Source organism: Aurantiacibacter aquimixticola, assembly GCF_003605475.1.
In the GTDB taxonomy this organism is placed as follows: Bacteria; Pseudomonadota; Alphaproteobacteria; order Sphingomonadales; family Sphingomonadaceae; genus Alteraurantiacibacter; species Alteraurantiacibacter aquimixticola_B.
In genome coordinates this window covers 1,085,467-1,107,355 of the sequence record NZ_RAHX01000001.1, presented here as the reverse complement: position 1 = coordinate 1,107,355, position 21,889 = coordinate 1,085,467, and the positions used below count along the sequence as shown (strand labels likewise).

The window sequence follows — 21,889 nt, the reverse complement described above, 5'->3', positions numbered from 1 at the left end:
GACAAGCTGTTCCATCCGGACGGGACGAAGCCCTCTGGACTCAGCCCGCGCCAGCCCCCACTTGCACGGCCATGGCTCTCACGAAAATTTCCGTCAAAGGCGCGCGCGAACACAATCTCAAGGGCGTCGATATCGACCTGCCGCGCGATGCGCTCATCGTCATCACCGGGCTTTCGGGCTCGGGCAAATCCAGCCTCGCCTTCGATACGATCTATGCCGAGGGACAGCGGCGTTATGTAGAGAGCCTCAGCGCCTATGCGCGCCAGTTTCTCGAGATGATGCAGAAGCCCGATGTCGAGCATATCGACGGGCTTTCCCCCGCGATAAGCATCGAGCAGAAGACGACGAGCCGCAATCCGCGCTCGACCGTGGCGACCGTCACCGAGATCTACGATTACATGCGCCTGCTCTGGGCGCGGGTGGGCGTGCCCTACTCGCCCGCGACCGGCCTGCCGATCGAGGCGCAGACCGTCTCCAACATGGTCGACCGGGTGATGGAACTGCCCGAAGGCACGCGGCTCTATCTGCTCGCGCCGGTGGTGCGCGGGCGCAAGGGCGAATATCGCAAGGAGCTGGCCGAGTGGCAGAAGGCGGGCTTCACCCGCGTGCGGATCGATGGCGAGATGTATGCGATCGAAGAGGCACCCGCGCTCGACAAGAAATTCAAGCACGACATCGAAGTGGTGGTCGATCGCCTCGCGGTGAAACAGGGGCTGGAAACGCGGCTGGCGGACTCGTTCGAAACCGCGCTCAAGCTGGCCGAGGGGCTGGCCTTCGTCGACCTTGCCGATGGCATGGTGCCGGGGCGCGAGGATGACGCCGACAGCGGCGGCGCGATGAAAGGCGCGGGCCTGCCGCCCAACCGCATCGTCTTCTCCGAGAAATTCGCTTGTCCGGTCAGCGGCTTCACCATCGAAGAGGTCGAGCCGCGCCTGTTCTCCTTCAACGCGCCCCAGGGGGCCTGCCCGACCTGCGACGGGATCGGGGAGAAGCAGTTGTTCGACCCGCAGCTGGTCGTGCCCAACGAAGAGCTGACGCTGAAGAAGGGCGCGGTGGTGCCGTGGGCGAAGTCCAATCCGCCTTCGCCTTATTACATGCAGGTGCTGGGCAGCCTCGCCAAGGAGTTCGGCTTCGACCTCACCACGCCGTGGAACCAGCTGGGCGAGGCGAACCAGGACGTTATCCTCTACGGCACGAAGGGCAAGCGCGTGCCGCTCACCTTCAAGGACGGGCGCAAGCAGTACACGGTCAGCAAGCCGTTCGAAGGCGTGATCGGCAATCTCAACCGCCGCATGGCGCAGACCGAAAGCGCGTGGATGCAGGAGGAGCTTTCCAAGTTCCAGACCGCGCAGCCCTGCGAGACATGCGGCGGCGCGCGGCTGAACGAGAAGGCGCGGGCGGTGAAGATTGACTCCACCGACATCTCCATGCCCACGCGGCTTTCCGTATCCGACGCGCTGGCGTGGTTCACCGCGTTGCCGGAGAAGCTGACGGACACGCAGAACCAGATCGCCAAGGCCATCCTCAAGGAAATCGTCGAGCGGCTGGGCTTTCTCGACAATGTCGGGCTCGATTACCTCAATCTCGACCGCACCAGCGGCACCCTCTCAGGCGGGGAGAGCCAGCGCATCCGCCTCGCATCGCAGATCGGCAGCGGGCTATCGGGCGTGCTCTACGTGCTGGACGAGCCGAGCATCGGCCTCCACCAGCGCGATAACGACCGGCTGCTCGAAACGCTCAAACGCCTGCGCGATCTCGGCAATACCGTCATCGTCGTCGAGCATGACGAGGACGCGATACGCCAGGCGGACCATGTGGTCGATCTCGGCCCCGGCGCGGGCGTGCGCGGGGGCGAGGTCGTGGCGCAGGGCACGCTGAAGCAGGTGCTCCGCAGCAAGAAGTCGCTCACCGCCGACTACCTCACCGGCCGGCGCGAGATCGCCGTCCCGCAGACGCGCCGCAAGGGCAATGGCCACAAGCTGACGGTCCATGGCGCGCGGGCGAACAACCTCGCCAATGTCACCGCCAGCATCCCGCTCGGCACCTTCACCTGCGTCACCGGCGTCTCCGGCTCCGGCAAATCCAGCTTCACCATCGACACGCTCTACGCCGCCGCCGCGCGCACGCTCAACAATGCCCGCGTGGTGGCGGGCGCGCACGACAAGGTCACCGGCCTCGAATATTGCGACAAGGTGATCGAGATCGACCAGTCGCCCATCGGCCGCACACCCCGTAGCAACCCTGCAACATACACCGGCGCCTTCACCCAGATCCGCGACTGGTTCGCCGGCCTCCCCGAAAGCCAGGCGCGCGGCTACAAGCCCGGCCGCTTCAGCTTCAATGTGAAGGGCGGCCGCTGCGAGGCGTGCCAGGGCGACGGCCTGATCAAGATCGAGATGCACTTCCTGCCCGACGTCTACGTCACCTGCGAGGAATGCGGCGGCAAGCGCTATAACCGCGAAACGCTGGAAGTGAAGTTCAAGGGCCACTCCATCGCCGACGTGCTGGACATGACGATCGAGGACGCGGAAGGCTTCTTCAAGGCCGTCCCCCCCATCCGCGACAAGATGCACATGCTGAACGAGGTGGGGCTGGGCTACGTCAAGGTCGGCCAACAGGCGACGACCCTGTCAGGCGGAGAGGCGCAGCGCGTGAAACTCGCCAAGGAACTGTCCAAACGCAGCACCGGCCAGACGCTCTACATCCTCGACGAGCCCACCACCGGCCTGCATTTCGAGGATGTGCGCAAACTGCTCGAAGTGCTGCACCGGCTGGTGGACCAGGGGAATAGCGTGGTGGTGATCGAGCACAATCTGGATGTGATCAAGACCTCTGATTACATTCTCGATCTCGGTCCGGATGGAGGTGTCAGGGGAGGCGAAGTGGTGGCCAAGGGCACACCCGAAGATGTCGCCGCGACCCCCGCAAGCTACACCGGCCAGTATCTGCGACCGATGTTGGAGAGGGCGAAAGAAGCTGCGGAGTGAATGTAATCAGAGGTTAGCCTGCCCCGGACTTGATCCGGGGGCGGACTGGCTGCTCGACCTCGGGCCGGATGGCGGCGTGCGGGGCGGGGAGGTTGTTGCCGAGGGGACGCCGGAGGCGGTTGCTGCAGTGCCTGCGAGTTACACCGGCCAGTATCTGCAACCGATGCTGGAGAGGGCGGAGAAGGCGCGTGAGGCGGCGGATTGAGAGACATGAGACGCAACCGATCCAAAGTACTCGGTTAGAGGAGGCTCCGAAAGCCGTGAATTCGATTTTGATTTGTTCTGCGAGCAAGTTTCCCATTTGTCGTAAAAAATGAGCATATCTGGAGAATCAATCGAAAATCAAATCCTCAACTATCACATCCTTTGCGACAATCTCTCGGATTTTCGATAGCTGATCCTCAACGGCGCTCAGATATGCCCGAAAGAGGCCATCAAAATTGCTCCTCCCGATCATACTAACTTCGTTTTTAGAAAGCTGAATATAGTGACGCGCTATTTGCACAACAGCTCCAGTCCCATCACCTTTTGAAATACTACGTGGAGGCGTCTTCTTTGCAATTCCCTGTATTTTTTTCAGGTCTTGATCAGAAAATTTCACGCCTTGGATCAGTGTTGCTGGCGAAATAGTAGTGTCAGTCATATGGGCGAGTGTAAGCCCTTCTATTGTGAAGTCAGTTCTAGCCATTCCGTACGGTATAGCGTAGTCCGATGTCCTGACAACAAGACTCGCAGCGAACAAATTGAATTTCTCAATCGCCGATTTGCTTTTCATTGCATCCAGCGTTTCGTAATATTTCTCGAGCTTCGGAAGTAGCCATTGTCGATAGAGCTTGGGGCGATCAATCTCAACGAGCATCTGGTGCAGATCTGGTCCCGTCATCCGTATTAGCTGGTCGTAAGCTGCGAAAGGCTTTTTTCCTGAGTATCTACTTACAAATGTTGCAGCAAAGTATTCCTGAAACGACCGATGAACGAAAAGATAGCTCAGACCGTCTGGCTGGAGAACGCACACATTTTTTATAAGGTCGGAAATGTACTCTTTGGTACTGCACTCTGCTCGAGCTATTCGAATCCCTTTGGATACAAACAATTCTAGGCTCTCACGATTAAATTCAATCTCATACTCGCAAAGAGACGAATAGCAAAATGCATTTAGGACCAGTCTGAATTGGTCAGGAGGAAGGCCGGAATCGTGCACTCGCTTATATGACTCTTTCCCCTCAGCATCATGGATTGAGTAAAGCGTGTCAAAAGCCTGACTGTAAAAAACGGTCATTCGGCTTGGAATCTCGCCATAGCTTCTGAACGTAAGAAGCATCATGACAACCAATATCGGAATGGACATCATCGATTGATGCTTTTCATATAGTCCATCCTTTAGGGCCGTCAAAAACTTTGACTTCGAGACCGCCTCAAAGCGTGTCTTTTCGATGAGCTCTAATGCTTGTTCTTTGCTGAGTGGTTGCAAATGATATACCGAATAGTCTGTGAGCGAATGAATGCCAGTGCCAGGGCGCGTTGATATAATTATCGAGCATTTTTTATATTTTCTAGAAAACTTAGAAATCTGCTTTGTTGCACCGTCGATCAAGTTTGGGTTTATCTCGTCGAAGCCGTCTAGGAAGATTGGGAAAAGACCCTCTTCCAACGCAGTCTCGAATAGCGAGTATCCTTCGGGACCTCCCTCGTCTGCCAAGTTTTCGAATATCAGCTTTGCTAGAGGAATCTCTCCATCGAATGACAGATTTCTTAATTCGACAAAAAGCGGAATAAGACCTTGCCTATTCTCAAATCCATCCAGAAGAAGCTTTTTCATCAAAACTGTTTTACCAGCACCTCCTGTACCACTTACGATTACTCGAGAACCTGGATTCTCCGTTGGGTCGATATCGCTGTCTGCGATTAATCCGTCGACTTCGTTTTCAAGTAGAAGGCCGACGTAAATATTCTCCAAATCTACTGGCTTGTCTTTTGAGACAATAGTCTTTACCCATCGCGCGCGGAAATTGCTGGCCTCTAAATGGTTTTGAAATGTTTTAGTAAGGAGAACCTTGGTTCGCTCCACACTTTTTGACACGCGACGGCCGACGCGAGTTAAAAGTCTAGGGGCTGCCGCATCGACGACTTTAACTGCTGCTGCTGCTGCTGCTGCTTCTCCGAGAGCCATATATATCCTTGATTATTGAAAGAGCCCGCGTCTGGAAACCCGAAACGATATGAATAGGTATGGCGCTATTGTTTTCGCAGAGTTGCGGATGTGTCAAATCGGTTCTTTCCTACATCCCCGCAAATGTGCCTCCCTGCGCGGTTCTTTCGGACCCAACGCAAAGGATGCATGCCATGACCGACCAGACCCGTTTCGACCGTTTCTCGATGCCCGGCGATATTCCCGATGGGCGCAATCCGCTTACCGGGGAAACGCCGGAGGAGAAGCTCCAGCGGGTGCTCGACGAGCATGGGTATTATCTGAAGGTGCCTGTGGTCGATCCGGAGCGAGGTAATGCAAACGCCCACCCCGATGATTTGTCGGTCCCTCAAGCGCCGGGCGCGGACATCCGTCCGCTTGGCTCCTCGCAAGAGCTCGGGCGGCCGGTCGGCCTTGCCTCGGCTGCGCCTCGGTCTCCGGAGCTTGCGACCGGCGCCGCTGTGGGGCATGCCACCGGCGAAGGCTCCAAGCCGCAGGAGCATCCCACACCCGCTCCGGCTCCGCGCACCTTCGGCTCCACCGAAGCGCTTACCGGGGCGCGGATGGCGGATTTTCTCGTCTCCATGCAGACGCTCGGCAATGTCTCCATCGCCTGCAAGCGGGCGGGGATCGCTCGGCAGACGGCCTATCGCGCGCGGCGGCGGCATCCGGGGTTCGCTCGCGCGTGGGACGCGGCGCTGGTCGCGGCGCGCACCGTGGCGGAGAGCGAGCTGGCGGAGCGGGCGATCCACGGGGTGGAGGAGACGGTCTATTACCATGGCGAGGAGGTCGGGTCGCGGCGGCGCTACGATGCGCGGCTGCTGCTGGCGCATCTGGCGCGGCTCGACAAGGCGGCCGAGCGGCTCGACGTCGCGGCCTCGCTGCCGCAGCTCGACGACTGGATCGACGCGCTGCGCGATGGCGCGGATGCCGATGCCGTGATGCCCGAGCGGGTCGATGCCGAGGCGCTGCGGGAGGCGCAGGACGCGCGCGACCTCATCGCCGATCCGCGCGGCTTCGCCGAGGCCGAGGCGGCGCGTGCCGAGGCGCGGAAACGGGCGGGCGAAGGGGCGGATGCGGATTTGCCTCAGGACACTGTCACACCTGTCACACCCTGCCCCGATTGCGGGGGCCTGTGCACGGATGCGGAGGAGGACGAGGCGGTGCACCTCACCTCGGACGACTGCATGTGGCTGGGCAACCGGCTGGAGCGGATGGATGCGGCGCGGCCCGCGGGCGCTCCCAAGCCGCACGAGCAGCCGGGCGGCGATCCCGATGGCGATCTCGAAATGGTGCAGATGGCGGCGTTCGAGGCGGGGGAGGACGCGTGGTGGACGCTGACGCTGGCGGAGCTGGAGGAGGGCGACACTGAGGTGCCCGGGCTAGAAGGGAGTGGGTCGGCGGGGAGCCGCTGACGGGCCGCTCAGTCGAGCAGCTCGAGCTCCACATTGCCGTGGCCGCGGCGGATCAGGCCGATCTCGGTCGCGGCGGCGCGGCTGAGGTCGATCGTGCGGCCCGGCGTGAACGGTCCGCGATCGTTGATGCGCACCACGACGGACTGGCCGCTGCGCGGATTGGTCACCCGCACCCTGGTGCCGAAGGGCAGCGTCTTGTGGGCGGCGGTCATCGCGTTCATGTCGAACCGCTCGCCATTGGCCGTGCGGCGACCGTGGAAGCGGCGACCGTAGTAGCTGGCGATGCCCGAACCGAGAGAGGTGCTGAGCGGCGGAGCGGCCGGCTCGATCGTGGTGATGTCGACGGCGTGATCGGGGATGGCAGGCTCCACCGGCTCGTCGAAGGCGTTGAAGGCCTCGGCGAACTCGGCCTCGTCGCTGGGCGTGAAGACCGGTCCGGCGGGCGCGGCTTCGGTGGCGGTCGTCTCGGCTGCGAGGTCGACGCGCTCCTGGCTCTGCTCGGCATAGCCCGCACCCGTGCTGCCCAGCAGCGCAATGGCTGCGAGCACGGCGACCGCGCGCGGCGTCAAGCGTTTGGTGGAGTTCCCGTCCATGGGCGGCGCAGATACCGGACATTGGTAAATCATTCCAAACCGCAGGATCGGCCTGTCGGCGAAGAGGCTCGCTTCACCGGAAGAATGGGGCGGTAATACGGCGAAGCGCGTGGAGCGGGCTGTCCTACACACCCTAGAACCGGACAAACGGCGCTTCGAATCGGTCGACGGAGTGAGAGATGGTTGCGCCTGTGGTACACAACAGAAATGGGGCCGGCATCGCTGCCGACCCCACTCTCACCGGCGTGTGGACCCCCGAAGGGATACTTGGCGCCTGGCGTGTCTTCTTCAGGGCGACGACACCGAAGTGTCGTTTTCCTTCCGAATATGTCGCCCGGCGCTCGCGCCGGTGCCGGATCGGGCTTTCCGACTGGCGAAATCGCAAGCGATCTCAGCCGCGTCTTTCCACCCGCCCGAGACCGGTCTCGTCCTCACGGCGTCTCGAACGGTTGCTTCCGCACCGGAGTGCTTCTGCAAACCTCGACGCCGGATTTCTTCTCCGGCCTATCCGATGAACGACTGTCCTGGTTTCAACGGTCCGGTTGGCGTCCAGTCTTCGAAAAGACCTTCCATCTTCCTTTCCTCCACCGAGAACAGTGCGATCATCGCGTCGAACACTTCCGTGTCTCTCCTGTATCAAGATCGGCAGGCGATCCTTCGTGGCGGAGACTTTCCGTCTTCGATGATTTGAGAATGCGCGCGGGCACCGAGTCGGGCAAGGGCGCCAGCGTCGACTTATCCACTTATGGCGCAAATGCCAGTGGACAGAGGTGGATAAGTCCACGTCTCGGCGTTTCGCGCGAAACTATCGGCAAGTTTGCGGCAAATTGCCTGTCAACGGTCGCGTTTGGCCAGCAGACGGAGGCGAAGGGCATTGAGCTTGATGAAGCCGGCCGCATCTTTCTGATCGTAAGCGCCCGCATCGTCTTCGAAGGTAACATGCGCCTCGGAATAGAGCGAGTTCGGCGACTTGCGACCCACGACCATGGCCTGCCCCTTGTAGAGCTTCAGCCGGACGGTGCCGCTCACCTTCTCCTGGCTCAGGTCGATCGCCGCCTGCAGCATCTCGCGCTCCGGGCTGAACCAGAAGCCGTTGTAGATGAGCTCCGCATATTTCGGCATCAGCTCGTCCTTCAGATGCGCAGCGCCGCGGTCCAGCGTGATCTGCTCCACACCGCGATGCGCGCGGGCGTAGATCTCGCCGCCCGGCGTTTCGTACATGCCGCGGCTCTTCATGCCGACGAAGCGGTTCTCGACCAGATCGAGCCTGCCGATGCCGTGCTTGCGGCCGAGATCGTTGAGTGCGGAAAGCAGGGCGGCAGGCGCCATCGCCTCGCCATTGAGCGCCACGCCGTCGCCGCGCTCGAAGGCGATTTCGATATATTCGGGCGTGTCGGGCGCGTCTTCCGGATGGTCCGTGCGCGAGTAGACATAGTCCGGTGTCTCCTCCCACGGGTCCTCCAGCACCTTGCCCTCGGACGAGGTGTGCAGGAGGTTCGCATCTGTCGAAAAGGGGCTGTCGCCGCGCTTGTCCTTGGGCACCTGGATCTGGTGCTTCTCCGCCCAGTCGATCAGCGCCGTGCGGCTCGTCAGGTCCCATTCGCGCCATGGAGCTATGACGGTGATGTCAGGATCGAGCGCATAAGCCGACAGCTCGAAACGCACCTGGTCGTTGCCCTTGCCGGTCGCGCCGTGGGCGATGGCATCGGCGCCGGTCTCATGCGCGATCTCGACGAGGCGCTTCGAGATGAGCGGGCGTGCAATGCTGGTGCCGAGCAGGTAATCGCCCTCGTAACGGGCATTGGCGCGCATCATGGGGAAGACGAAGTCGCGCACGAATTCCTCGCGCAGGTCCTCGATGAAGATGTGCTCGTCCGGAATGCCCATCGCGCGGGCCTTCTCGCGCGCGGGCTCGATCTCTTCGCCCTGGCCCAGATCGGCGGTGAAAGTGACGACCTCCAGCCCCCGTTCCACCATCAGCCATTTGGCGATGACGCTGGTGTCGAGGCCGCCAGAATAGGCGAGGACCACTCTTTTCAAATCGGACATGCGCGCTTCCTGTCTGCTGGTGGGACACGCGCGGCTAGCAGCGCGGTGTCACCGGCGCAATCAGCCGATCTCAGCCGCGCCAAGCTGCGGGTTGCTGCGTATGACGTAATTGAGCCATGCGCGCGGCCGGCGCAGATATTCATCCGGCACGTCCGCGTCGAGGCCGAGCAGTTGCGCCATGCGGGCCACGAAATGGATGCAGTTGTTCTCATCCAGATCGTAGAACGCGCCGGGATAGTCTCGCCAGGCAATGACTTCGGCTCGCAGACGGCGATATTGCGCGTCGCTGACATTGACGGAGAAATGGCGATTGGTGTCGGCGATGGTGCTCTGCGTCTCGGTCATGACCATGTGCCGCGCGGGGCCGGACGATATCGCCTCCGCCGTGTTGCGGGCGGAGAAACCGTAATTTTCGCTGACTGGCGTACCGTCGTCCAGCGTGCCCTCGAACACCACGAAGGTGTGCGGGTAGCGCCCGCCGAAAATGCTGCCATTGAAGGAATGAAAATGCACCTGCACCTCGGCGAGAGCAGGCGCCGCCATGCCGAAGCTGGCGAGTGTCATCAGCAGGGCGGCAAGCCAGCGGCGCAGCAGCGGTGATGTCATTTGCCGGTCTCCAAATCCCTAAGCAGGCGCGGAAGGTAAAGCGCAAGCCCGCCCGCGCGCAAGAGGTAGCTGGCAGTGATGGCGATCCACACGCCCCAATTGTCGAACGGCCTGAGGGCGAGGTCGAGAGCGATATAGAGGATGGTCGCCGCCACGCCTGCATTGCGCAATGCGCGGCCTCTGGTGGTGCCGATGAAGATGCCATCCAGCATCCAGCTCGGCATGCCGATGAGCGGGACGAGCGCTGCGAACGGCAGGAAGGTGCGGGCCATATCCCGCACGTCGGCGTCGGTGGTCAGCAGATCGATGATCGGCCCGCCGAGCAGCAGGAAAGCGAGCGCGAAGACAATGCCGGCGGCCAGCGCGAACTCGCCGGTCAGCCGGATCGCGCGCAGGAGGCGCTGTCGGTTACGCGCGCCATAGGCCTGGCCGACGCGCTCCTCTGCCGTGAAGGCGAAGGCGTCGAGAATGAAGGCGGCGACATTCACGAACTGCAGCAGCACATGGTTGGCCGCCAGCGCATCTGCCCCGATCCGCGCCCCGGCATTGGCGAACCAGGCGAACAGGATGAGGAGCGCGATGGTGCGGATCATGATATCGCGATTGACGGCGAAGAGGCGCAGCAGCCGCTGCCGGTCGAGCAGCAGTGCGCGCGGCACACGACGGGCGAGGGCAAAGACGTTTGCGCCCGTCACCCGCCCGACGATCAGCAGGCCGAGACCGAGCGCGATCCATTCCGCACAGGCGGTGCCGAGGCCGACGCCATATGCGCCCATGTCGAGGCCCCAGACTAACCAGATGTCGAGCGCGATGTTGGCGATGTTCATCGCGATCTGCAGCACCAGCGCCTCTCGCGTCCGGCCAAGGCCCAGCAGCCAGCCATTCATGGCATAGACTGCAAGCGCCGCGGGCGCGCCATAGAAGCGGCCCTCCACATAACCGCCCGCCTCTCCCGTTACCGCTTCGGAGCCGGACATGATGGCGAAAGCCGCATTGGCGATCGGCACGCTGAGAGCGAGGATGGCGAGGCCGAGCGCGAAACCGATGCCGAGTGCGCGCAGCAGCAACGCCTCCACCTCGCGCGGATCGCCGGAGCCGTTCGCCTGCGCGGTCAAGCCGGTCATCCCCATGCGCAGGAAGCCGAACGTCCAGAAGACGAGATTGATGACGACTGCACCCAGCGCAACGCCCGCGAGCGCCACGGCGTCTCCGGTACGCCCTATCACCGCCGTATCGACGATCCCCACGAGCGGCACCGAAGCCTGGCCAAGCATGATAGGCCACGCCTGTGCGAATACGCTGGCGCGGGTGAGAGGGCGGGGGGAATTCATGCGATCAGCCTCATCCTGCCGGATGACGAGATGGCCTTACTCGGCGGCCTCCTTCAGCGCGGGATCGAGATGCCATGAGGGCGGTTCTTCCAGGCCGCGCAGGCGCTCGCTTTCCTCATACATGTAGTCGCGCGTCATCGGGATGGCCTCGCGATCCTTTACGTAGAGAATCTGCCAGTTGACCATCGAACCGTTGCGGAAGCTCTGCTCCGCTCCGGCCAGGTAGAACAGCCACATGCGGTAGAACACCTCGTCGTACATCTCGACGATCTCATCCCGATGCATGACGGTGCGGTTGTACCATTCTTCCAGCGTGTGGCTGTAGTGAAAGCGCATCGCTTCGACGTCCATCACCTGCCAGCCGAATTTCTCGCTCTGCGTGACCAGTTCGGAGAGCGCCGGGATATAGCCGCCGGGGAAGATGTATTTGCGCGTCCACTTGTCGGTGAAGCCGGGAGGGCCGGAGCGCCCGCAACAATGGCTGAACATGACTCCGTCAGGCTTCAGCAGCCGGTTGGTGTGCTCGTAAAATTCGGGATAATGCGGCGTGCCGACATGCTCCAGCAGGCCCACCGACGTGATCCGGTCGAACTTCCCGCTGACGTCGCGATAGTCCATCAGCGCGAACTTCACCTTGTCGGACACGCCGGCTTCCTTCGCCCGCTCCTTGCAAAAGGCGATCTGGTCCGGCGCCAGCGCCACGCCGAGCACTTCGCAGCCATAGGTGCGGTGGAGATACAGCGCGAGGCCGCCCCAGCCACAGCCGATGTCGAGAATACGCATGTTCGGCCCGTTCTCGGGCGTGATGTTAAGCTTGGCGGCGATATGCGCTTTCTTGTCCAGCTGCGCCTTCTCGAGACTGTTCGCCGTGTCCCGGTAATAGGCCATGGTGTACTGCCGGTCCTCGTCGAGGAACAGCTCGTACAGCCGCCGCGTCAGATTGTAGGTGTGCTCGGCATTCTTGCGCGCCTTGCCTTTCAGATTGACGCTGTCGGCTTTGGAGATGGCCTTCTGGATATTCTTGCGAATGAGCCCGCTCGGCTTGATGACCGCATCGCCCTGCGTTTTCGTGATCTCGGTGACGTAGAGAAGCAGGTCGCGAATATCGTGCGGCTCCTCGACGACGAGCCAGCCCCACATGAAGGCTTCGCCTGCGCCCAGCTGCGGATAGCGGGCGATGTGATTGGCGGCCTTCGGGTGCGTCAGGCGGACACGGATCGGCCCATTCTCCATCTCTTTGGGTGAGGGCCCGTATTCGCGAACCGTACCGTCATGATCGGTGATGACGAGCCGTCCGCGCTTGATCGCGGTCTTCAGAAATTTGTCGAGCAACCACATGCGGCGCCTGTCCCCTCATCGATAATGCAAAGGCGGTCGGTTTGCGCAGCGTTTGGCGGCGAGTCAATTGCGCGATATAGTGATCGGCATGAGCAATCCGGTGACAGTGCCCACAGATGCGAGCGTGTCCGGTTTCATCGCGCAGGTCGAGCCGGAGGCGCGGCGCGAAGGTGCGAAGGCGCTCGACGCGATATTTCGCCGGGTGACCGGTGATGAGCCGCAGATGTGGGGGGCGAGCATCATCGGCTACGGCGATTACCACACCACCTATGACAGCGGGCGCAAGGTCCACTGGCTGCGTACCGGCTTCAGCTCGCGAAAGGCGAAGCACTCGCTCTACCTGATGGGCGGCTATTGCGATGCGCCGACGGGCAGGCGGATGGACGCGCTGCGGGAGAAACTGGGGCCGCACAGCAAGGGTGCGAGCTGCCTCTACGTCACCCGGCTGGAGCGTGTCGACGAAGACGCGCTGGAGGAAATGATCCGGCTGAGCTGGGACGCAATGAACCGGCTCTATCCGCCTGACGGCTAGATGCCTGCATACCACTGATAGCCGGAGCGATCTTCCCAATAGCCGCCAAGGCCGCCGTAAATTGCATCGAGACTGTCGACGAGCTCGATCCGGGTGAGATATTTCGCGTGCTTGTAGCCCAGCTGCCGCTCCAGCCGCAGCCGCAGCGGCGCGCCATTGCGGACGGGCAACGGCTCGCCATTGAGCGCATGAGCGACAATGGTCTGCGGATGATACGCATCGTCCATGTCGCAGCTCTCGTAATATTGCGACCCGCCAAGCGTGTCGGCGCAGTGAAAGACCACGAGCTTTGCGGCATCGGTGGGCTGCGCGGCCAGCAAGATCTGCGAAAGCTGCGGACCGGTCCACTGACCGATCGCGCTCCATCCTTCGACACAGTCGTGCCGCGTGATCTGCGTACGCTGGGGCAGGGCGCGGATGTCGTCCATCGACAGCGTCAGCGAATTGGCGACCAACCCGTCCACCGTCAGCTGCCAGTCGGCGAACCCGGCGGCTTCGGACGCGCGGTATGCATCGGTGTCGACGCTCTGGCTGCCATTGCCGCGAAAGAAGGGGGAGATATCCGCAATCTCGTATTCCGGTGCCATCGTGATGCGCCCACCGCCGAGCGCACGGTGCAGACCGCGGTGCCAGTTTTCCGCGCCATCGACCAGTTTGGCGAACCACTCGGTGTCGCCGATCTTGGAGCATCCGGTGAGAAAGGTCGCTCCGGCAGCGACGAGGAAGTTTCGGCGGCGCATCATTCGCGGCCTCCCGTGGTCATGTCGCGCAGCTGGTGGATCGGTCCGGCGAGAACGACGAGCACGATGTGAACCACAAAGAACGCGAATAGCAGCCATGCGGCAATGAAGTGCAGCGAGCGAGCACTCTGTCTGCCGCCGAACAGCTCCGTCATCCACGGCCAGGCGGCTTCCATGCCGGGGCTCATCACCATGCCGGTGAAGATCATCAGCGGGATCAGGATGAGAATGACACCCGCATAGGAGATCTTCTGGAGGATGTTGTACTTGCCTTCCCCATGCTCGAAATTGAGCTTCAGATGTTGCTTGATGTCGGCCCAGATGTTGCCGGGTCGCCACTCGCGGGCGCGGGCGAAAATGTCGCGCTTCATGTGACCGTTCAGCAGCGCAAGGATGATGAAGGCCAACAGGCTGAAGGCGAAGACGAGCGAGAAGATCACGTGCCAGTCGCGCGCGCCCGACAGGCTGTAATATCCCGGGATCGTCGCCCAGCCCGGAAAGCGTGGCACTTCGAGCCATGCCTGTTCGGGAGAAAAGCCCCAATCGCCCCAGTAGAGATAGCGGTGCGCGTTGGAGATGTTCAGCCCGCTCATGAAAAGGATGATGATGCTGACCGCGTTGATCCAGTGCCATATCCGGGTGGACAGGGCGTGGCGCTTGCGCGGCTTGGTGCCACTTGTCTGGACCGATTGCTCAACGACGGCCTCGTTTGCGATCGCGATTTCGCTCATCAGGCGCGTCCCTCCCGTTCCATGTAGATGACGTCTCTCGGCTGGTTCAGCAGATGCTGGCCGGAATCGACATAGATGCTCTGGCCGCTCGCCAGTGGCCCTTCCGCAAGGAACAGCGCGGCTTCCGCAATCTCGTCGGCCCCGGTTCGTCGCTGCAGCAGGTTCATCGTATGCGACCGTTCGGCTTCGGCTTCGCTCTGGTCGTGGCTCGGCAGGATGGCGCCGGGGGCCAGCGTGTAGATCCGGTCCTTGCCATCATGTGCCATTGCCAGCATTTGCGAGGCGATGCTGGCGGCAGCCTTGCTCATCGTGTAGCTGAAGAAGTCCGGATTGAGATTGCGCAGCTTCTGGTCGGTGAACTGGATCACGCGCCGACCGGCACCGCTCTTTGCATGGGCGAGATAGGTCTGCGCCAGAAGGGCAGGGGCGGCGGCGTTCACTTGCATCGCCTTGCGGTTCGTTTCCGGATCGAGCGCGGTTACTTCGTCGACGGCGAAGATCGAGGCGGAATTGACCAGGCAGCGCCAGTCGGAGAGCCGCTCGGCAAGTTGCCGAACCATCGCCGCGCCCGCTTCGGGATCGGACAGGTTGCATTGGACCACCTCCGCGCTCGGCAACGTGGCCGCAAGGTCGTCCGCCGCGTCGCGCGATGTGTTGCAATGAATGACGGTGTGCCACCCGCCTTGCGCAAACCGCTCGACCATCGCCTTGCCGAGCCGCTTGGCTCCGCCAGTGACAAGAACGCTGGGACGGGTCATGCGCGGCAACCTACGCCATCTCGAAGTATTGACAAGGGCGTCAGTCAGGAACGTTCTTGCGCAATTCCTCCAGCCACACATCGGCCACCGCATCGCTGGGCGCGCGCCAGTCGCCGCGTGGTGACAATGCGCCGCCCGCGCTCACCTTCGGACCGTTCGGAAGCGCGCTGCGCTTGAACTGGCTGAATTCGAAGAAGCGTTTGCAGAACTTCTCAAGCCAGCCGCGAATGGTGGCGAGGTCATATGCGTTCTTGCCGTTTTCCGGAAACTCGTGCGGCCACGATCCGCTCTTCGCGTCGCGCCAGGCATGCCAGGCCAGGAACGCCACATGGCTCGGCTTCTGACCGTATCGCAGCACGTGATGCAGGAAAAAATCATTGAGCTCGTACGGGCCGATAATGCTCTCGGTCGACTGGATCGAGCCGTCTTCCGCCGCAGGGACGAGTTCGGGCGATATCTCGGTGCCCAGCACTTCTTCCAGCGCATCATCGCAGGCGGGCGAGAACTGATCGGTGCGCGTCGCCCAACGGATCAGGTACTGGATCAGCGTCTTGGGCACGCCGGCATTGACCGCGTAATGGCTCATCTGGTCGCCGACGCCGTATGTGCACCAGCCGAGCGCCAGCTCGCTGAGATCGCCCGTGCCGATCACGAACCCGTCATGGTGGCCTGCCAGCCGGAAGAGATAATCCGTCCGCAGGCCCGCCTGCACATTCTCGAACGTCACGTCATGCACCGGCTCGCCATTGGCGAAAGGATGGTCCATATCGCTCAGCATCTGCCGCGCGGCAGGCTTGATATCGATCTCCTCCGCCGTAACCTCGAACGCCTTCATCAGCTTCCAGGCATTCGCCTTTGTTTCGTCCGAAGTCGCAAAGCCGGGCATGGTGTAGGCGCGGATCACAGAGCGCGGCAGGCCGAGCGTATCGCAAGCCTTTGCCGCCACGATCAGCGCATGGGTGGAATCAAGCCCACCGGAAATGCCGATGACGAGGCTCTTCGCGCCTGTCGCCTGCATCCGCCGCATCAGCGCATCCACTTGGATGTTGAACGCCTCGTAGCAATCCTCGTCCAGCTTCTCGATCCGGTTTGGGACGAACGGGAAGCGGCGGATCGGACGTTGCAGTCCGATATCGGCAGCGTCGTAGCTGTGCTCGAAACCGATCACCCGGTAGCTGTCTTCCGGCCTGCCGGCGTCTTCCGCCGCATCGTTGAAAGTTTGCATCCGCATCCGCTCATTGAGAATGCGGCGCGTGTCGATATCGGTGACGCAAAGCTCGGGGTCGAGCTCGAAGCGCACGCTTTCGATCAGCAGATCGCCGAGCTCGTAGATCATGCCTTGTCCGTCCCAGGACAGATCCGTCGTGCTTTCACCGAAACCGCTGGCGGAATAGGCATAGGCGCAGACATTGCGGCTGGAGCTGGCCCGGGAGAGCAGGTGCCGTTCATCCGACTTGCCGATTGTGATGTTGCTGGCCGAAAGGTTCAGCAGGATCGTCGCGCCCGCCAACGCAGCCTCCGTGCCGGGTTGCAGCGGGCTCCAGAAATCCTCGCAGATCTCGATGCCGAAGGTGAAGCCGGGCAGGTTCTGCGCGCTGAACAGCAAATCGACGCCGAAAGGCACTTCCTCGCCATTCACCGGGATCCACAGGTTCCGGCAATTTTGACCGCGGGCGAACCAGCGCTTCTCATAAAATTCGCGGTAATTGGGCAGATAGCTCTTGGGCACGGCGCCGAGCACTTCGCCATGCGAGAGGACGACCGCGCAGTTGTAGATGCGGCCATTGCGCCGCAGCGGGGCGCCGATGACGAGGGCCGGCGTCAGATCGGCGCTCGCCTTGCGGATAGTCTCGATCTCAGCTTCCACCGCATCGAGCACCGCGCCCTGCATGTGCAGATCGTCCATCGCATAGCTGGAGAGGCAGAGCTCAGGATAAAGCAGCAGATCGACATGCTGCGCATGCGCCTTTCTCGCCTGCTCGATAATCCCGTCGCGGTTGTAGCCGACATCGGCGGTGCGGGTGCGCGGAGTGGCGGTGGCGACGCGCACGAAACCGTGCGTGTGCATGTCGAAGAAAGCGTGGCTGGTCTTGCTCATCGCCGGTGCGATAGCGGGGAACGCCTGCGAAATCTATCGGCGAGCGGGGTGGACTGCCTGTGGTACAAAAGAAAGGGCGGCAGCTGAGACGCCACCGCCCAATTCACAATTGCGGACTTCTAGCGGCAGCGTGCCGAACCGCGGTCGATTTCGCGGCCGAGCACGGCACCCAATGCTGCACCGAGCAGCGTGCCTACGGTGCGATCGCCCCGCGTATCGATGGCGCGGCCGACCAGTGCGCCACCGGCAGCACCGATGATCAGGCCCGTCGTGCCATTCTCGCGTTCGCAGTAGTAACGTCCGTCGCGGCCCTGCCACACACGGTCTCCCCGGCGCACGCGGCGCGGTTCGTAATAGCGGCCGTAATCGTCATAAGTGCGCTGGCGATAGCGCCTGTCGCTGCGGCGATCCTGACGGTAGCGGCGGCGATCCTGACGGTCGTAGCGGTCGGACCGGTCGTAACCGCGATCATTGTCGCGATAACCATGTGCGGGAGCCCATGGCGGCGGTCCGCCCTGCGCCAGTGCAGGCGCGGCGGGGATGGCCAGCGTGGTGGCGGCGGCGATGGCAAGTAGTGTCTTCTTCATGGCTCTGTACCTTTCCCAATCGGCAGGCCCTTGCTGTCGATGAGTCGGGATATCGTTCAGGCTCAGACAACCGCAGATGAACGGCCTGTTGGGATTGGATTTTAAGGATGAAGCGTTTTGGCGCTGCGCTCAATCGAGCTTGAAAGCGACGATCGCGGCCCAGTCGCGCACCGTGCCGTCCGCTCCCTGTCCGTCATGGACCTCGCTCGATTGGATGGCGAAACCCGCGTCGTGGTAGCGATCGAGCAGCCAGTCTTCGCTCGGAAAGTTGTGCAGGCGGCCAAGCAGACAGCGCCCTTCTCCGCTGCCGAGCTTGAAGGTTGCGAAATGCTGGCCGCCGGGTCGCAGAGCGCGATGGATGCGGCGGAGGACTTCGGGAAGACCGGCGCGGGCCACATGCAGCAGACAGGCCTGCGCCCACACAGCATCGTATTTCGCATCGGCGGCCAGTTCGTCGAACCGCATCTGCCGTGCGCCTACGCGGTGCCTTTCATTCGCCTTGCGCACCATTGCCGCGGCGCCGTCGGTCGCGTCGACTTTGAAGCCGCGCTCCAGCATGCGCGCCGCGTCTCGTCCGGTGCCGCAGCCAAGCTCCAGAATATCCGCGCCTGGCTTCAGTCGGTCGAGAAAGGCGTCGAGACCCGGGCTCGGCCCCTGCGCGCTGCTCAGCGTGAGGCCGGGTGCTTGCTTTTCGTAAAAGGCGAGTGTGGCCGGATCGCTCATTCTTCTTTCAGATGCTCGGCAAAGAAGGCGAGGGTGGCGGGCCAGATCTCTGCTTGCGCGAACTGGTTGGCAGGATTGCCTGTCTCCCGGCTGCCGTGGCCGGAGAGATAATGTCCGGCATCGGTGAAAACGAGCGACACGGTCGGCAAACCGGCTGCGATGCGACGCTCCGCAATCGCCTGTGCCATTTCGCCGGAATTCCATACCAGGTCGGCATCGCCACCTGCGACGAGCACCGGCTCGTCGATCTGCTCGACCGGGATGCGGGCGAGCACCGCACGATCAGGGTTGGCGTTGCGGCCCTTGTCATGCGGCAAACGCAGGCGCGGCCGCCCTTCCGGTCCGGTCGGGTTGGCGAATTCTTGGCCCATTCCCTCGTAGGAGACGAAGGGCAGTGCCTTGCCGCGCCAGCTGAACGAACTGGTGGTTTCGCCTGCACCCCAGCCTTCCCACACCACATCGCTTGGTACGATCGCGGCGATTGCCGCAAACCCGTCGATCAGCGTGCCTGCAAGCAGAGCCATCTCCGCGCCTTTGGACACGCCGTAAAGGCCGACGGCATCGCTGCGGATGTCGTGCCGAGTGGCGAGCCATGCATTCGCCTGTTCGAGATAATCGACGGGGATTTTCGCGAAGGCACGCGGCAAGCCGGGAATGTGTCCGTCCGATCCTTCCGGACGCGGCGAGTAGTAAGGCAGACCGAGAACGGCATATCCATGATCACCGAAGCGCTCGGCAAAAGTGCGGGCCGAGGAGTCGCCGCCCTCGCTCCCGCCGAGAACGATGATCACGGGATGTGGACCTTCGCCACCGGGCAGGTGAAGAAACGCGCCCGGCATCTCCGGGCCGACAACCACGCTGTCTCGCTCGAGATCGTCCTGCGCGCCAACGGATGTCGGCGAAATTGCAAGCAACAATGCCTACGAAACTGCAAAAAGGCTCTTCATGACAACTCCCCTGATGACAAATGCTACGGGAGTTACGTAGCCAGACAAGAGACGGTCGCACCGTCTGACGTTTTTTTGCGGCCGTTACGCTTGCGCTTCGGCCGCTTCGCGATCCATCTGCGCGCGGCTCTTCTTCTCGGCTGCCGTCTTCAGCTGCCCGCATGCCGCATCGATATCGCGCCCACGAGGGGTGCGCACCGGCGCGCTGATGCCGCCTTCGAACACGATGTTCGAAAACGCCCGGATCCGCTCCGGCGTGGAGCATTCGTAAACAGCGCCCGGCCACGGGTTGAAGGGAATCAGATTGACCTTCGCCGGCAGCTTGTACTGCTTCAACAGGCGGACGAGTTCTCGCGCATGCTCGTCGGTGTCGTTCTTGTCTTTCAACATCACGTATTCGAACGTGATCCGCCGGGCATTGCTGGCGCCCGGATAGTCGGCGCAGGCCTGCAGCAATTCCTCGATGCCGTATTTCTTGTTGATCGGGACAATCTCGTCGCGAATGTCCTTTGTGACGGCGTGCAGGCTGACTGCCAGGTTGACGCCGATCTCCTCACCGCAGCGCGCCATTGCCGGGACCACGCCGCTGGTGCTGAGCGTGATGCGGCGCTTTGAGAGGGCGAGGCCATCGCCATCCATCACTAGCTGCAGCGCGCCTTTGACATTATCGAAATTGTAGAGCGGTTCGCCCATGCCCATCATCACGATGTTTGTGAGCAGGCGACCGTCGGCAGTGTATTCGGCTTCGTCCTCGATCTCGGCGAAATCCATTTTGCCCTTGGGCCATTCGCCCAGCGCATCACGCGCCAGCATGACTTGTCCGACGATCTCACCCGGCGTCAGGTTGCGCACCAGGCGCATCGTGCCGGTGTGGCAGAAACGGCAATTGAGGGTGCACCCCACCTGGCTGGATACGCACAGCGTCCCGCGATCCGCATCCGGTATGAAGACCATTTCGAAATCGTGGCCATCGGCGGTTCGTAGCAGCCATTTGCGCGTCCCGTCGGTCGAGTGCTGGGCCTCGATCACTTCCGGGCGACCGATCACGAAACGTTCGGTGAGCCAGGGCCGCATGGTCTTGGCGATGTCGGTCATCGCTTCGAAGTCGGTGACGCCCCGATGATACAGCCAGTGAAACACCTGCTTCGCGCGCAGTTTCGCCTGCTTCGCATCGAGCCCCGCTTCGGCGAACAGTTCGGCGATCCGCTTCTTCGGCAGGCCGATCAAATCCACGCGTCCATCCTCGCGCGGCGTGATGTCACGCGCGACGGGAACCGGGTCCACCTGCCCGGGAATGCTCATCAGTGTCGTATCGGCCATGGGAACGGCGCATATAGGATGAGATCACCGACTTGACCAGCCAGTCCAGGGGCGGGAGCGGCAGGTCCATTGACCGCAAAATTACGTCGCCTTTTTCGATCTGCCGCGCAACAAACACTTTTTGCCGCGTATTATTGTTGCGCGATGGCAACAGTCGGGGCGTTGCTTCAGGTTAATGAAACCCTTGCCCGATCGCAGCATTTCAGCAGTCCCCCCAGCGCGAGCGATCGCGCGAAAAGATTGAATGGAAATACCAATGAAAAAGACCCTCACGCTCCTTCTCGCCGGCGCTTCGGGTGCGGCTCTCGCCGTGCCTGCCGCCGCGCAGGACAATTCCGCCTTTACCGGTCCGCGTGTCGAGGCGCTGGCAGGTTTCGATCTCACGAAGGCCGGCAGCGATGTCGATAACGACGTAGACGATGACGACGACGAGTCGATCGATGGCTTCATGTACGGCGTCGGGGTCGGTTATGATTTCGCCGTCGGTGGTATCGTGCTCGGTGCGGAAGCCGAATTGTCGACTTCTACTGCGGATACCGAAGTCGAGGACGGCGATCTGGAAGATCTGGGCTTCGGCGCGCGTCTGGACACCGGCCGTGACATCTACATCGGTGCCCGCGCAGGCATCCTCGCCAACCCCCGCACGCTGCTTTACGTGAAAGGCGGATACACAAATGCTCGCTTCAACTTCGAAGCCGACGATGGCGAGACCGAGCTGGAAACCGACCTCGATCTCGACGGTATCCGCGTCGGTGCCGGCGCCGAATACGCCTTGAGCGAGCGCAGCTTCGTGAAGCTCGAATATCGTTATTCCAACTACTCCGAAGGCGAATTCGATTTCAGCGAAGACGACTTTTTCGATGACGATACCGGAGAGAGCGGCCGCTTCGACGCCGATCTCGATCGTCACCAAGTCGCGTTGGGCGTCGGCCTGCGCTTCTAAGCG

At 62.0% G+C, this 21,889-nt stretch carries 19 protein-coding genes; 5 read left to right on the top strand and 14 right to left on the bottom strand.

Translation table 11 applies throughout. The features are described 5' to 3' along the window. Nucleotides 1-71 precede the first annotated feature (71 nt). A complete protein-coding gene (uvrA, locus tag D6201_RS05540) occupies nt 72-2,987 on the top strand; it encodes an excinuclease ABC subunit UvrA (protein ID WP_120047905.1) in 2,916 nt (971 codons plus the stop codon). A gap of 76 nt (nt 2,988-3,063) precedes the next feature. Then, complete coding sequence (locus D6201_RS13145; protein ID WP_277949480.1) at nt 3,064-3,192, top strand: hypothetical protein; 129 nt, start codon at nt 3,064-3,066, stop codon at nt 3,190-3,192. Nucleotides 3,193-3,318: 126 nt separating this feature from the next. Here the strand turns inward: D6201_RS13145 and D6201_RS05530 are convergent, their stop codons facing one another. Beyond that, the gene (locus tag D6201_RS05530; RefSeq protein WP_120047904.1) at nt 3,319-5,157 is read right to left on the bottom strand and encodes an NACHT domain-containing protein; all 1,839 of its coding nucleotides are present in this window, start codon (nt 5,155-5,157) and stop codon (nt 3,319-3,321) included. 173 nt (nt 5,158-5,330) lie between these two features. On the opposite strand from D6201_RS05530, the gene D6201_RS05525 reads away from it, so the two are divergent. After that, complete coding sequence (locus D6201_RS05525) at nt 5,331-6,590, top strand: hypothetical protein (protein ID WP_133303950.1); 1,260 nt, start codon at nt 5,331-5,333, stop codon at nt 6,588-6,590. An 8-nt stretch (nt 6,591-6,598) separates the two neighbouring features. Here D6201_RS05525 and D6201_RS05520 read toward each other — a convergent pair whose 3' ends face one another. The 5 genes from D6201_RS05520 to D6201_RS05500 all read right to left on the bottom strand — a co-directional run bounded on the left by D6201_RS05520 (nt 6,599) and on the right by D6201_RS05500 (nt 12,507). Continuing rightward, complete coding sequence (locus tag D6201_RS05520) at nt 6,599-7,183, bottom strand: septal ring lytic transglycosylase RlpA family protein (protein WP_199798177.1); 585 nt, start codon at nt 7,181-7,183, stop codon at nt 6,599-6,601. An 834-nt stretch (nt 7,184-8,017) separates the two neighbouring features. Then, entirely contained in the window at nt 8,018-9,232 is a 1,215-nt protein-coding gene (locus D6201_RS05515; protein ID WP_120047901.1) for an argininosuccinate synthase, read from the bottom strand. A 60-nt stretch (nt 9,233-9,292) separates the two neighbouring features. Continuing rightward, nucleotides 9,293-9,838: a hypothetical protein gene (locus D6201_RS05510; protein WP_242447440.1), complete on the bottom strand. Its 546-nt coding sequence runs from the start codon at nt 9,836-9,838 to the stop codon at nt 9,293-9,295. Next, nucleotides 9,835-11,169: an MATE family efflux transporter gene (locus D6201_RS05505; RefSeq protein WP_242447439.1), complete on the bottom strand. Its 1,335-nt coding sequence runs from the start codon at nt 11,167-11,169 to the stop codon at nt 9,835-9,837. Before D6201_RS05505 ends, D6201_RS05510 begins: the two co-directional genes overlap by 4 nt. 36 nt (nt 11,170-11,205) lie before the next feature. Continuing rightward, nucleotides 11,206-12,507 carry an SAM-dependent methyltransferase gene (locus D6201_RS05500; protein ID WP_120047899.1) on the bottom strand — a complete coding sequence of 434 codons (1,302 nt, stop codon included), beginning with the start codon at nt 12,505-12,507 and terminating at the stop codon, nt 11,206-11,208. 88 nt (nt 12,508-12,595) lie between these two features. Between D6201_RS05500 and D6201_RS05495 the strand changes: the two genes are divergently transcribed. Then, nucleotides 12,596-13,039, top strand: coding sequence for a DUF1801 domain-containing protein (locus tag D6201_RS05495; protein ID WP_120049223.1), 444 nt, complete (start codon nt 12,596-12,598; stop codon nt 13,037-13,039). On the opposite strand, the gene D6201_RS05490 is transcribed toward D6201_RS05495, so the two are convergent. From D6201_RS05490 to rlmN, 8 genes are all read right to left on the bottom strand, one after another. After that, complete coding sequence (locus D6201_RS05490) at nt 13,036-13,779, bottom strand: molybdopterin-dependent oxidoreductase (protein WP_120049222.1); 744 nt, start codon at nt 13,777-13,779, stop codon at nt 13,036-13,038. The two genes, D6201_RS05495 and D6201_RS05490, sit on opposite strands and share 4 nt — an antisense overlap. Further along, entirely contained in the window at nt 13,779-14,510 is a 732-nt protein-coding gene (locus D6201_RS05485; RefSeq protein WP_120047898.1) for a cytochrome b/b6 domain-containing protein, read from the bottom strand. The genes D6201_RS05490 and D6201_RS05485 overlap by 1 nt, the downstream gene beginning before the upstream one ends. Further along, on the bottom strand, nt 14,510-15,268 hold the full coding sequence (locus tag D6201_RS05480; protein ID WP_120047897.1) for an SDR family oxidoreductase: 759 nt from the start codon (nt 15,266-15,268) through the stop codon (nt 14,510-14,512). Before D6201_RS05480 ends, D6201_RS05485 begins: the two co-directional genes overlap by 1 nt. Before the next feature lie 40 nt (nt 15,269-15,308). Beyond that, on the bottom strand, nt 15,309-17,366 hold the full coding sequence (locus D6201_RS05475; RefSeq protein WP_120047896.1) for an NAD(+) synthase: 2,058 nt from the start codon (nt 17,364-17,366) through the stop codon (nt 15,309-15,311). A gap of 119 nt (nt 17,367-17,485) precedes the next feature. Next, a complete protein-coding gene (locus D6201_RS05470; protein ID WP_120047895.1) occupies nt 17,486-17,953 on the bottom strand; it encodes a glycine zipper 2TM domain-containing protein in 468 nt (155 codons plus the stop codon). 129 nt (nt 17,954-18,082) lie between these two features. Continuing rightward, complete coding sequence (locus D6201_RS05465) at nt 18,083-18,676, bottom strand: class I SAM-dependent methyltransferase (protein WP_120047894.1); 594 nt, start codon at nt 18,674-18,676, stop codon at nt 18,083-18,085. Further along, entirely contained in the window at nt 18,673-19,590 is a 918-nt protein-coding gene (locus D6201_RS05460; protein ID WP_242447438.1) for an acyl-CoA thioester hydrolase/BAAT C-terminal domain-containing protein, read from the bottom strand. The genes D6201_RS05465 and D6201_RS05460 overlap by 4 nt, the downstream gene beginning before the upstream one ends. Nucleotides 19,591-19,707: 117 nt before the next feature. Next, on the bottom strand, nt 19,708-20,943 hold the full coding sequence (gene rlmN / locus D6201_RS05455) for a dual-specificity RNA methyltransferase RlmN (RefSeq protein WP_120047893.1): 1,236 nt from the start codon (nt 20,941-20,943) through the stop codon (nt 19,708-19,710). 256 nt (nt 20,944-21,199) lie between these two features. Here rlmN and D6201_RS05450 point away from each other — a divergent pair, with 256 nt between their 5' ends. Beyond that, a complete protein-coding gene (locus D6201_RS05450) occupies nt 21,200-21,886 on the top strand; it encodes an outer membrane protein (protein WP_120047892.1) in 687 nt (228 codons plus the stop codon). The last annotated feature ends 3 nt before the right edge of the window (nt 21,887-21,889 follow it).

What these genes read in the sequence shown, in the direction of transcription:
- uvrA (WP_120047905.1), top strand. Translation starts at nt 72, where the DNA reads ATGGCTCTCACGAAAATTTCCGTCAAAGGCGCGCGCGAACACAATCTC.
- D6201_RS05530 (WP_120047904.1), bottom strand. Translation starts at nt 5,157, where the DNA reads ATGGCTCTCGGAGAAGCAGCAGCAGCAGCAGCAGCAGTTAAAGTCGTC.
- D6201_RS05525 (WP_133303950.1), top strand. Translation starts at nt 5,331, where the DNA reads ATGACCGACCAGACCCGTTTCGACCGTTTCTCGATGCCCGGCGATATT.
- D6201_RS05520 (WP_199798177.1), bottom strand. Translation starts at nt 7,183, where the DNA reads ATGGACGGGAACTCCACCAAACGCTTGACGCCGCGCGCGGTCGCCGTG.
- D6201_RS05515 (WP_120047901.1), bottom strand. Translation starts at nt 9,232, where the DNA reads ATGTCCGATTTGAAAAGAGTGGTCCTCGCCTATTCTGGCGGCCTCGAC.
- D6201_RS05510 (WP_242447440.1), bottom strand. Translation starts at nt 9,838, where the DNA reads ATGACATCACCGCTGCTGCGCCGCTGGCTTGCCGCCCTGCTGATGACA.
- D6201_RS05505 (WP_242447439.1), bottom strand. Translation starts at nt 11,169, where the DNA reads ATGAATTCCCCCCGCCCTCTCACCCGCGCCAGCGTATTCGCACAGGCG.
- D6201_RS05500 (WP_120047899.1), bottom strand. Translation starts at nt 12,507, where the DNA reads ATGTGGTTGCTCGACAAATTTCTGAAGACCGCGATCAAGCGCGGACGG.
- D6201_RS05495 (WP_120049223.1), top strand. Translation starts at nt 12,596, where the DNA reads ATGAGCAATCCGGTGACAGTGCCCACAGATGCGAGCGTGTCCGGTTTC.
- D6201_RS05490 (WP_120049222.1), bottom strand. Translation starts at nt 13,779, where the DNA reads ATGCGCCGCCGAAACTTCCTCGTCGCTGCCGGAGCGACCTTTCTCACC.
- D6201_RS05485 (WP_120047898.1), bottom strand. Translation starts at nt 14,510, where the DNA reads ATGAGCGAAATCGCGATCGCAAACGAGGCCGTCGTTGAGCAATCGGTC.
- D6201_RS05480 (WP_120047897.1), bottom strand. Translation starts at nt 15,268, where the DNA reads ATGACCCGTCCCAGCGTTCTTGTCACTGGCGGAGCCAAGCGGCTCGGC.
- D6201_RS05475 (WP_120047896.1), bottom strand. Translation starts at nt 17,366, where the DNA reads ATGAGCAAGACCAGCCACGCTTTCTTCGACATGCACACGCACGGTTTC.
- D6201_RS05470 (WP_120047895.1), bottom strand. Translation starts at nt 17,953, where the DNA reads ATGAAGAAGACACTACTTGCCATCGCCGCCGCCACCACGCTGGCCATC.
- D6201_RS05465 (WP_120047894.1), bottom strand. Translation starts at nt 18,676, where the DNA reads ATGAGCGATCCGGCCACACTCGCCTTTTACGAAAAGCAAGCACCCGGC.
- rlmN (WP_120047893.1), bottom strand. Translation starts at nt 20,943, where the DNA reads ATGGCCGATACGACACTGATGAGCATTCCCGGGCAGGTGGACCCGGTT.
- D6201_RS05450 (WP_120047892.1), top strand. Translation starts at nt 21,200, where the DNA reads ATGAAAAAGACCCTCACGCTCCTTCTCGCCGGCGCTTCGGGTGCGGCT.